The sequence below is a fragment of the Rhodococcus sp. OK519 genome, assembly GCF_003051005.1.
In the GTDB taxonomy this organism is placed as follows: Bacteria; Actinomycetota; Actinomycetes; order Mycobacteriales; family Mycobacteriaceae; genus Prescottella.
This window is the reverse complement of the sequence record NZ_QAOW01000009.1, coordinates 12,956-27,419: the sequence shown is the minus strand read 5'-3', so window position 1 is coordinate 27,419 and position 14,464 is coordinate 12,956. Positions and strand designations below refer to the sequence as shown.

General features: G+C 71.3%; 8 protein-coding genes. 5 read left to right on the top strand and 3 right to left on the bottom strand.

Going from position 1 to position 14,464, the window contains the following annotated elements; all coding sequences use genetic code 11:
- Positions 1-79: 79 nt before the first annotated feature.
- Both C8K36_RS20255 and C8K36_RS20250 read right to left on the bottom strand, forming a co-directional pair.
- Positions 80-2,584 (bottom strand): LuxR C-terminal-related transcriptional regulator, encoded by a 2,505-nt coding sequence (locus C8K36_RS20255; protein ID WP_107986331.1) that lies wholly within the window; start codon positions 2,582-2,584, stop codon positions 80-82.
- Positions 2,585-2,587: 3 nt separating this feature from the next.
- The gene (locus C8K36_RS20250) at positions 2,588-4,369 is read right to left on the bottom strand and encodes an Hsp70 family protein (protein ID WP_107986616.1); all 1,782 of its coding nucleotides are present in this window, start codon (positions 4,367-4,369) and stop codon (positions 2,588-2,590) included.
- A 302-nt stretch (positions 4,370-4,671) separates the two neighbouring features.
- Here C8K36_RS20250 and C8K36_RS20245 point away from each other — a divergent pair, with 302 nt between their 5' ends.
- The 3 genes from C8K36_RS20245 (at position 4,672) to C8K36_RS20235 (ending at position 10,690) form a co-directional block, all read left to right on the top strand.
- Positions 4,672-7,143: an IniB N-terminal domain-containing protein gene (locus C8K36_RS20245; protein WP_107986330.1), complete on the top strand. Its 2,472-nt coding sequence runs from the start codon at positions 4,672-4,674 to the stop codon at positions 7,141-7,143.
- 146 nt (positions 7,144-7,289) lie between these two features.
- On the top strand, positions 7,290-9,137 hold the full coding sequence (locus tag C8K36_RS20240) for a dynamin family protein (protein ID WP_107986329.1): 1,848 nt from the start codon (positions 7,290-7,292) through the stop codon (positions 9,135-9,137).
- An 8-nt stretch (positions 9,138-9,145) separates the two neighbouring features.
- Positions 9,146-10,690, top strand: coding sequence for a dynamin family protein (locus tag C8K36_RS20235; protein ID WP_258195528.1), 1,545 nt, complete (start codon positions 9,146-9,148; stop codon positions 10,688-10,690).
- Between the two features lie 18 nt (positions 10,691-10,708).
- Here the strand turns inward: C8K36_RS20235 and C8K36_RS20230 are convergent, their stop codons facing one another.
- Entirely contained in the window at positions 10,709-12,499 is a 1,791-nt protein-coding gene (locus C8K36_RS20230; protein ID WP_107986614.1) for a penicillin-binding transpeptidase domain-containing protein, read from the bottom strand.
- 120 nt (positions 12,500-12,619) lie between these two features.
- Here C8K36_RS20230 and C8K36_RS20225 point away from each other — a divergent pair, with 120 nt between their 5' ends.
- Both C8K36_RS20225 and C8K36_RS20220 read left to right on the top strand, forming a co-directional pair.
- Positions 12,620-13,516 (top strand): LysR family transcriptional regulator, encoded by an 897-nt coding sequence (locus C8K36_RS20225; protein ID WP_107986327.1) that lies wholly within the window; start codon positions 12,620-12,622, stop codon positions 13,514-13,516.
- Entirely contained in the window at positions 13,513-14,406 is an 894-nt protein-coding gene (locus C8K36_RS20220) for a serine hydrolase (RefSeq protein ID WP_107986326.1), read from the top strand. The genes C8K36_RS20225 and C8K36_RS20220 overlap by 4 nt, the downstream gene beginning before the upstream one ends.
- Positions 14,407-14,464: the final 58 nt, after the last annotated feature.

The window sequence follows — 14,464 nt, the reverse complement described above, 5'->3', positions numbered from 1 at the left end:
TTCCTTCGGGGTCTTCGGGATCAGCTGTCAACAATAGGCGAAGCCGCGGCCGGCCGGCCGAGGAACAAAGTCCCGAAGTTCACGGTACGGGCGTTTCAGCGACCCCGTGGCCGAGCGCGCGGAGCATCGACAGCAGCTCCGAACGAGAGTTGGCGCCGAGTCGTCGGCGGATGCGCGCGACATGATGCTCGACGGTCTTGGGTGCGATGTAGAGGCGCGCGCCGATTTCGCGGTGGGTGAGCCCGAGAACGAGCAGTTCGGCGACGTCGGCTTCCCGATCGGTGAGGGTCCCCGCGGAAGGCTCGGTGGCGACGATCTCGCCGTCGACGGGCTGCACCGGCGCAGTGCTCCGCAGCGAACGCGCCACCTGTAACAGCGTCGTCGCGCCGCGCGTGTCGGAGACGCGAAGGGCGGCTTCGCCCGCGAGCCGTGCTCCGTCCCACGGCAGCCCGATGCGGTTGAGGGCGCGGGCAGCCGCCTCGACCTCGGTGGCGTCCGCCTCCTCTCTCAGCACGCGCAGCCAGACGCGACCTGCCGCGGCGAGGCCCGCTGCGTACGAACTGACTTCCGCGGAGGCGGCCAGCGCTCGCGCGTGCGGCAGGAGTGCTGCGGGGTTCTCGCCGAGGATCGCGGCCTGCACTCCGTACCAGTGCAGCGCTGCACCCCACAGCGCGGGCTCGCCGAGCCTGGCGAGCAGCGCGTTCGCCTCTTCGACGAGGTGGAGGATGCGTTGCTCGTCGCCGAGGCGGACCGCGGCCAGCCACAGTTCGCCGAGCGGAAGGAGCCCGAAAAGATCCGCGGAGTAGCCCGCGACGACGGACTGCGCCTGGATCCATTCGCGCTGCAGTGCAACGACATCGCCCTGCCTGCGTGCGATCCCGGCGCGCAGGCCGTGCAGGAAGAAGGCCTCGCGGGCGTGGAGCGCCCGGTCGGCGGGCAGTCCTTCGAGGAGCGTGACGGCACCGGTGAGGTCGCCGCCGATCATCGCTGTCCACGCCGACAGGACGAGGTGACGTGACCGGGCGGTGCCGGTGACCGGGTCGGATTCGAGCGCCTGCCGGAGCACCGATTCCGCGTGGGCGAGTTCGCCCGAATGCAGGCACAGCAGCGCGGTCACGGCGGGTGCGGTGTCGGGAAGGATGCGGGTGTTGGCGCTACTCGACAGCATCGCCATCGCGCGGGTGAGCGAGTTCATCGCCACGGCGCCGGATCCCGCGATGGACTGCGCGAGACCGTCCGCGAGCAACGCGGTACCGGCCGCGGCGGACGTGGGTGGCCCCTGCCGGCCACGCATCGACATCGCCGCCGCCGGTTCGGGGCGTCCGGCCGCGAACAGTACGGTCGCCGCGATCGCCGCATCGGTGCCCGCGCGGTCCGGTCCCAGCCACTCGTACAGGTCGGCACTGTGGCCCAGGGCGCCGCGATGGGCGGCGACGCTGGACGAGATGCGCACGGCGGCGGCGAGTTCTGCCGGATCGAGGCTGTCGGCCCGAGTGACCAGTGCATCGGCCAGCGCATGCGCGGCGTCGAGGTTGCCGCTGAGTGCACTGGCCTCGCAGCGTCGCAGGGCCAGGGTGTCTGCGTCCGCGCCGGCGAGGATTGCGGCGTCGTACAGGGTGGTCGCTTCCGCGGGATCGACCGAAAGGGCTCTGGTGCAGAGGAAGTCGGCCAGGCGAGGATCGTCGATCCCGGTTTCGGCGAGCGTGCACGCAGTCCGCACGTCGAGGGTGCCGGCATCGAGCCGCGCGGTGAGCAGCCTGGTCTGCAGGTCCCGCAGTCGCGTCACGCCGATCGCGGAGGTGAGCAGAGGCCGGGCGAGTGGCAGGACGTTGTCCGAGCGGGTCACCAGCGAACTCGCGCGGACTCGGTCCGCGAGCGCCTGCCCGTGATCGGAGGTCACCTCGAGAGCCGGGGCCAGGTCACCGCCGTCGGCGCCACCCCCGTAGAGGAACAACGACAGCGCAGCGAGGAGGTCGCCGTCGAGATGTCGTAGCGCGTCGCGTAGATGTGCGGTCACCGCCGCGCGGACGGCGGCTTCGCCCTGCCGGGCCGCGGTCAGGGCGACGTCGACGTGGGCGAGCGTGCCCCCGGTCCAATCGTGCAGCGTCCGCGCGAGAGTCGGGCCGAGTTCGGTGCCCCGGGCGTGGGCGCGGTCGGCAATGTCGGCAGGGGTGAGGGGTCCGAGGTCGAACACCGGCCCCAGCGACTGCATGGCGGTGGTGAGCGCGCACAGCACCGGATCGTGCGGTCGGGTCTCGGTGGCGACGACGATGCAGCGGTCGCCCCGCTGGATCAATCGGAGCAGGGCGGCAGCGTCGTCGGACGCCAGTGCGTGCGCGCCGTCGACGACGAGCATTCCCGCGCTGGACTCGGCCGCCGCGACGGTGGTGACGACGTCGCGCCCCTGGGCGCACGCGTGTTCCCGCACGGCGCTCAGCACCAGTGACTTGCCGCTGCCCGACCGGCCCCGGACCAGAACCGGCGTCGAGGGGGTCGCGTCGATCGCATCGAGGATGCCTTGCGCCGCACGTATTCCGGCGAGGCTGCCGATTCCCGGGGGGCTCGCGGTGGGTACGGTCCGCATCCGCTAGTTCCCGATCAGCAGGCCGGTCAGCGGATCCACGACGGCTCCGACGACCCCGCCGACGCCACCCAGGACGGCGCCCACACCCTGGCCGAGTCCCTGTGCGGCATTGCCGAATCCGGTGCCGATCTGGGACGGGATGTTGGGCCCCGCGGGAGCGGGTGCGGTGCCACCACCGCCCGACGGCGGCGGCGTGTACTCGGGCTGGGTGGGCGAGTTGCCCGGGGCCGGGTTGTTCACGGTGGGAGCGGAGACCGGGACGGTCTCGGTTCCCGGGGCCCCCGCAGCCGCGCTCGGCGGTAGCGCCCGTCCGGTCGGGTCGGTGCCCGGGACGGCGATCCCGCCGCGGGCAGCGACCGCGGCTGGGGTCATCACGGCACCGCTTCCGGTGCCGCCCACGGCGGTCATCGTCCCGTGCTGCGGCGAGGTGTCGGTGGGTGCCGATCCGGGTTCGGCCACGGCACTCTCGGCCGTCCGGTTCGACGACGACGTCGAAGTGGACTGCGCGGGAGCTGGATTGGCGGCGGTACCGATCGACAGTCCGCCCGCAGCGAGCACGCCGATCGCGGCCGCCGACGCCGCGATGATCGCGATGCGGCGCCGCACGTTCGAGCCGCTGCGAGTCGAGTGCAGACTGGACGGGAACACCGGGTTCACCGGTTCGCGGGAGATACCGTCACGCGCGCCGGCGGCGGGCACCGGCACCGGCGCCGGCACCGGGACGTGGGCGTGGGCGTCGGCCGCGAGAAGTGCGGCACCGAGTGCGGCGGTGTGCGCCGGATTCGGTGCGGCGGCCACCGTCAGCCCGAGTTCGGACGAGACGAGTTCGGCGACGAGAGGAATCGCGCCGCCGCCACCGGCGAGCAGGACGTGATGGACATCGGCAGGTTCGACGCCCGCCGAGCGGAGTGCCTCGCGGATCAGTTCCATGGAGGTCGACAGTGGAGTGCGGACCAAGTCCTCGAGTTCGGACCGGACGAGACGCACATCCGTCTCGAGCCCGGGAAGGGCGACCTGGATGACGGTCTCGGTGTCGGCTGACAGCGCTTCCTTGGCCGCGGCACAGCTGCGCCGCAGTGTCGTCAGCGCCTCGACGAGGGCCGGATCGAACGGGTCGAATCCGGCCGTCTTGCCGGCGAGGTCGTCGAGAACGTGGCGGGTGACGAGGTGGTCGAACTGCGCGCCGGAGACGTCCTCCGAGCGGATCGTTTTGCCCAGCAACGCCGTCTCCGACCCGGTGCGCAGCACCGAGACGTCGAGCGACGTGGCACCGAGGTCGTACACCACCACGACACCGTCGTCCTGTGCGCCGCGGGTGGACTCGAGCCAGCGCAGGCAGGCAGTGGCCTCGGGCACCAGGGTCACCGGCGGCAGGTCGGTGCGTTCGAGTGCGGATTCCAGTGTTCGGACCGTGTGGCTGTTCCACGGCGTCGGATGCGTGACGACGATCGCGGTCCGCTCTTCGTGGGCGGCAGTGTCCTCCCCGACGACCTCGTCGATCAGGCACGTGACGGCCGCCGCGAACAGATCTTCGCCGGGATGAGCCCGACCGTCGGGGCCGAGCAATCCGACCGGATCGCCGACGCGCTCGACGAAGCCGGACAGGCCCGCCCTCCCCGGACCCGAGGGGCCGGAGTCGAGCGTCGCAGTGCCGTCGGCGCCGACGTGGACGATCGTCGCGTACGACGCGATGATCGACGCGGTGCCGTCGCCCGGCTCGCATCGACGGGTGACCGCGGCGTCCGAATTGGCCGTTCCGACAGCAATTCCGAGCCCTGCGATCATGTCCTTCTCCGATGCGTTCGGGGCGGGGTTCGGCACCGCCGGTGGTATGCCGATTGTCGGCGCCACGGCACCGAGCGTTACGGGGAAGGGCTGCGGACAGCGCAGGTTGGGGGCACACCCCCTATCGGCGGGCGATCCCCTATGCGGGGTCGGCAGGATCCCCCTCGACCAACTCGGGGGGATCTGCCCCGTTACCCGCCGGCCGCCGAATTCGTAGCGTCAAGGGCAATCTCGCCGCGGTTTTCTCGCCGGTCTTCCCGGCATCTGTGGCAGCCTGCTTTTCTACTGTCAGGAGCTTTCTCATGGCCAGCAACGCGGTTCTCGATTTCATCCTCCGGCTACTTCGTGACGAGGAGGCCGCTGCTGCGTACTGCGCGAACCCACAGGCGGCGCTCGGCGCGGCGGGTCTCGGCGATCTGTGCCACGCGGACATTGCGGCCGTCGCACCGATGGTCGCCGAGTCCGGACTCTTCGGAAACGCGGCCGGTGATCTGGGCGCGATCCTCGCGGCGGGCACGACGGCGGCCGGTTCGCTCGGTGCGGCCGCCGGCGGCGGACTCGGCCTGGGCGGCGGGCTCGGCGGCAGTGCCAGTCTCGGCCTCGGCGCGGGAGCCGGACTCGGTCTGGGTGCTGCGGTCGGCGGGGGACTGGGCGGCGGCATCACCGGCGACCTGGACTTCGGCGGCGACATCGCGGCGGCGCTCGGTGCAGCGCTCGCGGCCGGCGGCTCGATCGGTGCGCAGCTGGGTGCCGCGCTGGGCGGTGCCTTCGAGGCGGCCCTCGGGCTGGGCGGCGGTCTGGACCTCGGGAGCCTGGTCGACTTCGGTGGCTCGATCGACCTCGGCGGTGCGCTGGCCACGGCGTTGGGCGGCGCACTCGAGGTGAACGGTTCCCTGGTGACGGATCTCGGTGCCGCCCTGAACGCCGCGTTCGAGGGCATGAGCCTGGATCTGGATGGACTCCTGTCGGTCGACGGCGGGTTGAGCGCCGCGCTCGAGAGCGCATTCGAGATCGGAGGTGCGCTGGGTGGGGAGCTCGGCGCCGCCCTCGGTGCGCTCCTGAGTTCGGCAGTAGAGGCCGGCGTCGAGCTCGGTGGGGGGCTCGGCGCCGGCTTCGAAGCAGCGCTCGACAGCGCGTTGACGCTCGGCGGCAGCCTCGGCGGAGCGCTCGGTGGTGACCTCGCGGTCCAGCTGGGTGCGTCCCTCGGCGGCCTGCTCGAATCAGCCCTGGCGATCGGCGGATCCGTCGGCGGCGACCTCGGTGCCGCGCTCGGCGGTGCCCTCGAGCTGGGCGGCACGATCGACATCGCCGACCTGGTGAACATCGACGGCGCACTGGGCCTCGGCGCCTCGCTCGGCAGCCTGCTGGGCGGCTCGCTCGGGGTGGATGGCGCCCTCACCGCGGATCTCGGTGCGGCGTTGGGTGCCGCCCTCGACGGACTGGGCAGCCTGGACCTGTCCGGTCTGCTCGCGACCGGTGGCGGTCTGACGGCCGCGCTCGAGGGCGCCTTCTCCGTCGGCGGAGATCTCGGTGCGCAACTGGGCGCGGCGTTCGGCGGCGTGCTCGAAGGAGCCGTCGGGTCGGTCGGTGGTCTCGGCGGCTCGCTGGAGACGACGCTCGCCGGTGCCCTCGGCGTCGGCGGCGACCTCGGCGCGTCCCTGAACGGTGCGCTCGAGTCGGCGCTGGCGGTCGGCGGCAGCCTCGGATCCGAACTGGGCGCCAATCTCGGCGGTGACCTGGCGGCAGGGCTCAGTGGTGCACTCGAATCTGCGCTCGCTGCAGGCGGTTCGATCGGTGCGGATCTCGGTGCGGCCTTGGGTGGCGCACTCGACGCTCAGCTCGGGGCGAGCCTCGACCTCGACGGCCTGCTCGGTACGGGCGGCGACCTGGGCGGCGCGATCAGTGCTGCACTGGGCAGCGCCCTCGGCGTCGACGGTTCGCTCACCACCACCCTCGGTGCCGCGATCGACAACGTACTCGCCCTCGGCGGAAGCGTCGAAGCGGGTGCCGGCGTCGACCTGGGCGGCCTGCTCGAGGGCGCCTTCGGTGTCGGGGGCTCGGCCGGCGCGGACCTCGGTGCGGCACTCGGTGCGGCACTCGGCGGAAGCCTGGAATCCGGTTCGCTGGACCTGGGCGGCGATCTCGGTGCGGCGCTGGACGCGGCGATCAGTGCGGGCGGCGGACTGGGCTCCACCGGCGGGCTCGGCTCGACCGGCGACCTCGGCTCGACCGGCGACCTCGGCTCGACCGGTGACCTCGGTGCAGGTCTCGGGGCCGGGCTGGGCGGCGGACTGGACCTCGCCGGCGACATCTCCGGTGCCCTCGACTCGGCACTCGGCGGCGCCCTGGACGCTGCCACCACGGCAGTCGGGAACGCGCAGATCGGCGCCGGTTCCTCCGGTGCGGTCGACGGCGGGATCGACGGGAACGTGGGCGGCGGTGGACAGTTCGGCGGAGAATTCGGTGGTGGTTTCGGCTCGAGCGGCAGCCTCGACGCGGGCCTCGACGCGGGCCTCGGCGCCGGCGTCGGTGCCGGACTGGCGGGCGCCGAGGACATCGCGGCCGATCTCACCGGTGGGCTGACGTCCGCGCTGCAGGGCGCGCTCGACGCGACGAGCAACGCGTGGTCCTCCATCGACGTGGACGCGTTCGGTTCCGGTCATTCGGATGCCGGCCTGTTCGCGAACGGTGCCGGTGACCTGGGCGGACATGCGGATCCGGCGGCCATCGATCCCGCCGCGCTGCTCGATCCGGGACACGATCTGCTGCCGTGACGACCGGACACGGTCTGTAACGAACGGGGCCCCGTGCGCGCTAATGCGAACGGGGCCCCGATCCGTATCCAGCGGATCGGCGGATCAGTCGGCACGCGGACGTCGGTGCGCGTGGAGGTCGGAAGAGAAGCGGGGCAGTGAGACTCATGAACACCAAGGTCACCGAGGTCACCTCGGATACTGCCCTGACGAGTTTGCTCGATCAGACCTCGGAGATCGCGGCGTCCGCGGGCCGGGCGGACCTGGTGGATCGCCTCGCGCTGGTCCGCACCCGCGTCGTCGACCCGCGGTTCCGCGTCGTCGTCGTCGGTCAGCTCAAACAGGGCAAGAGCCAGTTCGTGAACTCGCTGCTCAACCTGTCGGTGTGCTCGGTGGGCGACGACGAGACCACCGCGGTACCGACCGTGGTGCAGAACGGCGAACACGCGACCGCCGAACTGGTACTCGCCGAACCCGGTGGCGAGACGCGCAGAGTGGATGTTCCTCTGGCGGAACTGGATTCGATTACCCCGTCCACTCCGCTCGCGCAGGGGCGCGAGGTGCTGCGGCTCGAGGTGAGCGTGCCGAGCCCGCTGCTGGCGGACGGGCTCGTCTTCGTCGACACCCCGGGGGTGGGTGGACACGGAAGCCCGCACGCGGCGGCCACTCTCGGTCTGCTGCCGGCAGCCGACGCCGTTCTGGTGCTCTCCGACGCCAGCCAGGAGTTCACCGAGCCCGAGTTGGCGTTCCTGCGCCAAGTGACAGGACTGTGCCCCGCGGTCGCGTGCCTGATCACCAAGACCGATCTGTATCCGCACTGGCGACGGATCGTCGAGGCCGACGCCGGGCACCTGGAGCGGGCGGGGCTCGACGTCCCGTTGCTGCCGGTCTCGTCGATGCTGCGCTCGCACGCGCTGCGCCTCGACGACCAATCACTGCACGACGAGTCGGGTTTCGCCGCGCTCTACGATTTTCTGCGCGAACGCGTCATCGACCACGCGGCGGGTGGGCTGCGCCGAGCCGTCTCCGTCGACGTCCACTCCGTCGTCGAACACCTCATGCTCGCTCTCGGCAGCGAACTGGCAGCGCTGCGCGATCCGGAGAAGGGGGCCGCGGCGGTCGCCGAGTTGATGCGCGCGAAGGCGGTCACGGAGGAACTGCAGAAGAAGACATCACGGTGGCAGCAGACCCTCGCCGACGGCATCGCCGACTTGGCGTCGGACATCGATCACGACCTGCGCGATCGACTGCGGCAGGTGACGCGGGAGGCCGAACGCGCCGTCGACGAGTGCGATCCCGGCAAGGAATGGGACGAGTTGGGGGACTGGCTCGAGCAGCAGATCGCGCAGTCGGTGGGCGACAACTTCGTGTGGGCGCACGAGCGCGCGCTGTGGCTCGCGGAGGTGGTGGCGGAGCACTTCGCCGACGCGGGCACCGTCGAACTGCCGCAACTCGACGTCGCCGATCTCGACAGCGTCCTCGACCCGGTGGTCGCGCTGACGGACCTCGAATCGGGCCGGATCGGCATCACCCAGAAGGTGCTGGTCGGCATGCGCGGTTCGTACGGTGGCGTACTGATGTTCGGTCTCATCACGACGCTGATGGGCATGACGCTGCTCAACCCCATCTCGATGGGCGCCGGAGTCCTGCTCGGCACCAAGGCCTATCGCGACGATCGGGAGACCCGGATCGTCAAACGACGGGCCGACGCCAAGGTCGCGATCCGCCGGTTCACCGACGACGTCAGCTTCCAGGTGGGCAAGGAGTCGAAGGATCGGCTGCGCCTGATCCAGCGTCTGCTGCGCGACCACTTCACGGCCATCGCGGAGCAGACGCTGCGATCGCTCGCGGACTCGCTGCGGGCCGCGCAGGAGGCGGCGTCGATCGAATCTGGCGAACGCACCAGGCGTGGCGGTGAGGTGGAGCGGCAAATGGCAGTCCTCGAGACGTTGAAGGGGCGTGCGACACAGCTGTTCCCGGTCGAGTCCGCGCCGAGCGGGGAGATCTCCGCGTGACGACGGCGATGTCGATCGGACGGGCCCGGGATCTCATCGCCGCGGCCCGCGCCGCCTACCCCGAGAACGCGGCGGCGCGCGCCCAGTTGGCCGAGTGCGCGGCCCGACTCGAGGAACCGCTGCGCGTCGCGCTCGCCGGGTCGCTCAAGGCCGGGAAGTCGACACTGCTCAACGCGTTCGTCGGACAGGACATCGCGCCCACCGACGCGACCGAGTGCACCCGAGTCGTCACGTGGTACCGCAGCGGCACCACCCCGACGGTGACCGCCCGCTACGACGGCGACGCCTCGTCGAACGTGACCGTGCGGAGGCACGAGGGCCGGTTGACGTTCGACCTCGGCGATCTCACCGCGGACCGGGTGGACCGCCTGGACGTCGAATGGCCCGCCAGCGCCCTTTCGCAGACCACGATCATCGACACCCCGGGCACGTCGTCGCTGTCGAAGGACGTCTCGGCCCGCACCTTCCGGATGCTCACCCCCGAGAATGCGGTGTCCGGGGCCGATGCCGTCGTGTACCTGCTGCGCAGCCTCAGTGCATCCGACGTCCAGTTCCTGGGCCGGATCGGGGCGCACGTGGGCGGCGAGTCGGGGCCGCTCGGGGTGGTGGGTGTCGTCTCCCGTGCCGACGAGGTGGGGGCCGGCCGGGCGGACGCGATGATGTCGGCCAAGGAGGTCGCCGCGCGCTTCACCTCCGAACTGGAACTCACCGGGCTGTGTCAGTCCGTGGTGCCCGTCGCCGGTCTGCTCGCGCTGGGCGCGCGCACGTTGCGGCAGAGCGAATTCGCCGCGTTCGAGGCGCTCGCGCAGGTGTCCGACGCAGACCTGCAACTGGCGATGCTGTCCGCCGACCGTTTCGCTCGCGACGACGCGCCACTTCCGGTGGACGCCGCGATGCGCAGTCAGTTGGCAGACCGGTTCGGGCTCTTCGGTATTCGGCTCGCGATCATGCTCGTCCGGCTCGGGGTGAACGATTCACCCAGTCTGGCAGCCGAACTGGTGGCCAGCAGCGGACTCGACGAACTTCGTCAGGTGATCGACGTGCAGTTCGGCCAGCGGGCCGAGCAGTTGAAGACGCATTCGGCGTTGGTGGCCCTCGAGCGCGTGCTCACCACGCACCCGACGGCCGCGACCGCCCGCCTGCTGGACGACGTCGGACGCCTGCTCGCCGACGTCCACGGCTTCCAGGAACTGCGGATGCTCGGCAGATTGCGCAGCACCGAGACCGCCCTGTCCGGTGAGGATCTCGCCGAACTGCAGCGGCTCATCGGCGGATTCGGCATCGACCCCGCCCAGCGCCTCGGTCTCGGCGCGGACGCGTCGATCGAGGACGGTAGGGCGGCCGGGCTCACCGCGGTGCGAAAGTGGCGCGAGCGGGCAGCGCATCCGCTGGTGGATCAGTTCACCGCGCGCGCCTGCCGGGTCGCGGCCCGCAGCGCCGAGGGGGTCCTCGCCGATCTGGGCGGGATCTCCGGTGCGGGCGGATTCGCCGGCGCGATGCGCCTCGACCTCGACGCCGGAGCGGTGCGGGTCACGCCGATGCCCGACGCGTAGCGCGGAGCACCGTCCGGATCAGTCGTCGAGGGGCCGGAGGAAGTGCCCGGCGATGTCGAGTGCAGGACGCGAACTCTCGCCGGAGACCACCAGCACCGCGAACGCGACGGTGCCCCGGATCCCGACGAACCAGCCGTGCGCGTGCTTGCCGTCGCCGAACTCTGCCGTCCCGGTCTTACCCATCAGCCCGGAGATGTCGGAGAGGCTGGTGGCGGTGCCGCTACGGACGGCCTCGGTCATCATCGACTTCAGGTCCCGCACGTGCGCGGCATCGAGCGGTTCCGGCGCGTGGTCTGCGGTGGTCGTCTCGCCGCCGATCAGCTGCGGCAGCGGTGCGTTGCCGCGGGCGATCGTCGCCGCCACCATCGCCATGCCGAACGGGCTCGCCAGGTTCTCGCCCTGTCCGATTGCTGCCTCCACCCGCTTCGCCGGAGTGTCGGCCGACGGCACCGAACCGGTGACGGTGGTCAGCCCGGGAGTCACGTAGTCGACGCCCAGACCGAGTTCGCGCGCCTGGCTCCGCAGTGCGTCGGCGGGTAGACCGACGGCGAGTCGGCCCATCGTGGTGTTGCAGGAGTGCGCGAATGCGCTGTGCAGCGGAACGCGGCCCAGATCGAATTCGTTCTCGTTGGGGATGCGCCTCCCCTCGATGTTCGCGGTGCCCGGGCAGTCGACGGTGCTGTCGGCGCTGACCGCACCGCTCTGCAGGGCCGCCATCGTCGTGACGGTCTTGAACGTCGACCCCGGTGGATACAGACCCGTGAGCGCGATCGGGCCGGACTTGTCGGCGGCGCCGTTCTGCGCCACGCCGAGCACCTGACCGTTCGACGTGTCGAGCGCGACCAGCGCGGCCGCCCGGGGTTCGGTGTTCACGGCCTGCTGCGCGAGGTACTGGATACGGGGATCGAGCGTCGTGCGCATCGCGGTGCCGCCGGGAGGATCCCCGCCGGCGAGGGTGCCGGCGACACCGCCGTCACGGTCGACGGCCTGCACCCGCCAGCCGGCAGAGTCCTTCTGCCGCGACTCCCAGGTCGCCCGCAGTCCCGCGACGACGGGTGACGTCATCTCCCGATCGACGGTGAGCAGGCGCAGCTGATCCGACAGGTGGATGCCGGGAACCTTCTCGAGTTCGGCGCGGATCGGTTCGACGTCCTCCTGCCGCAACGTCACCAGGTTGACCCGTTCACCCGGCTTCGTGCCGCCGCTCGGCGCCGCGAGTTCGAAGCCCGGGACCGCGCTCGCCAACAACCTCGACAGTTGTGCGCGCACCGCGGGCGTGAGCGCGCTCGACTCGACGTCGACGACCGTGACGGTCCGCGGTTCCATCAGCGCCATGCCGTTCGCGTCGAGGACGGCCCGGGTGTCGGTGACCGGGGTGTACTGCAGCGCCTGATCGGCCTGGAGCCGTTCGTTGATCACGGCCGCGGACCACGCGATGCGGCGGTCACCGCCGGGGCTCGTCAGCGGCACCGTCGTCGAGTAGCTCCAGGTGCGGCCGCCCCCGAAGTCCCAGTCCGAGCGGTACGTGAACGCAGAGTCGTTCGCGCGTTCGACCGTGAACTCGGCGTCGGCGCCCTCGCCCAGGCCGTCGAACGTGCGACGCAGCACGGCGCTCGCGCCGTCCGGGTCGTCGGTGAGTGCTGCCGCCGCGGCCACGTCGGCGCCGCCCAGGGCGCCGACGAACTTCTTCGCCACCTTCTCCCCGGAGTCGGGTCCACCGAATATCCCGCACGACGTCAGCATGAGCACCGCCGCGATTGCCAGCGTGCCGCGCCTCCACCTGACCGGGTTTGTCCCGACGGTCATCATCACTCCGCTCGTTCGACGTCGATGCCGAGTCGCAGCGAAGCACCCACCGCGGGTGTAGGTCCAATATGCTATCGGGGTGGAAGCGATACTCGATTCGAATAAGAGCAGTTCAAGGGCACTGTGAATCTGCTTCTGCATCTTGAATTCTTCATCGCCGTGGCCGAGGAGCAGCACTTCGGTCGCGCCGCCGCGCGCCTCGGGATGACCCAGCCGCCGCTGAGCCAGGGAGTGAAGAAACTCGAGCGGGAACTCGGCGTCACGTTGTTCCACCGTGGTTCCAAGGGCGTCGTCCTCACCGCGAGCGGGCACGCGCTGCTGCCCGACGCGATCGACCTCGTGCGGCGCGCCCGGCAGTTCACCGACACCGCGCGGCGGCGCCGCGTGCAGGACCGCACGCTCCGCGTCGGAGTGATGCCGAAGGTGCCGACCGCGCTGGTGGCCGACCTCGCCGCGACCGTCGGGTCGGTCGGTGGGCCGGCGCGCGTCGAGGTGAGCATCGCGCCGAGCACCGACCTCGTCGACCAGTTGGCCGCCGGTTCGCTCGACGTCGGGGTGATCGAGCACCCCGCCCTGGTGGATCCGCTCACCGGCACCGACGTCGTGCCCTTGCCGCTGACGTTGCTGGTGCCGGCGTCGCACCCGGCCGCCGAGCAGGATCCGTGCGGACTGTCCCGCCTCACGGACCTGCGGTTCGCATCGCCGCCGCGCTCCGACGGCCCGGCCGCATACGACCTACTGGCCGACGCGTTCGCCCGGGTCGGCGCCGACCTCGACGTCGTCAACGCGCCCGACGACCGCTGGGCGCTCGCGCTCGTCGCGGCCGGCCAGGCGTTCGCGCTCACCGCAGACCGGGGACTTACCGCGCCCGGTGTCGCGCGGGTCCGTCCGGGCGACGAGTCGATCCGACTGCGCCTGCGCTGCCTGCGGTCGTCGTCCGCGGACGTGCCGGACGGCGTGCTCGACGTGGTCGCCGACCGGATCGCCGCCTATGCGGCAGGCGGACGGGTGGCCCCGTGACGGCCGCGCCAAGGCTCTCGGAGGTGTTCGCCGACGCCGCCGTCCGCGGATGGATGCACGTGATCCCCGTGTCGGACGGACATGGCGGCATCGAGATCGGGACGGCCGCCGACGAACCGGTGGTGATGGCGTCGGTGTACAAGCTGCCGCTCGTCGTCACCTTCTGTCGCCTCGTCGACGCCGGTGACCTGGATCCGCGGGAGCAGGTCGTCCTCGATCCGTCGAACCGCACCACCGGACCGACCGGCGTCTCGCAGTTGTCGGATCCGGTGCGAATGTCGCTGCGTGACATGGCGCGCTCGATGATGGCGCTGTCCGACAATGCCGCTGCCGACGAACTGCTCCGCCGGGTCGGGGTGGACCGGGTGAACGAGACCATGCGGGGCCTGGGGTTGTCGTCGACGCGGATCGTCGGCGGCACGTCGGACATTCTGGAATCCCTCGTGGCGGACACGGGCACTCGCTCGCCGGCGGAGGCATTCGCGCGGATCGGCGACAACGACAGCGTCGTGTTCCCCAGCGGATACGACCCCGTGCTGTCGAGCGCAACGACCCCGCGCGACATGACCGGGTTGCTGTCCGCGGTGTGGACAGGCGCCGCTCTGTCCGCGGAACAGACGGCGTTCGTGCGTGGCGTGATGGCGAGCCAGGTCTTCACCGCACGACTGCGGTCGGGCTTCCCCTTCGGGGACGTCGTCGTCGCCGGGAAGACCGGAACGCTCGGTGCGGTTCGGAACGAGGTGGGTGTCGTCGAGTTTCCCGACGGGGACGCGTTCGCGGTCGCGGTGTTCACGCGGGCAGCACGAGCGGACACGTTGTTGCCCAGAGCTGATGCGGCGATCGGTATTGCCGCCCGGGCCGCGATCGCGGACCTGCGACGTCGGAGCTGATCCGGCCGGTCCGTCGGTTCCGTGCGGCGCCTCCGCTGGTCGGTAATACTCGAGGGAG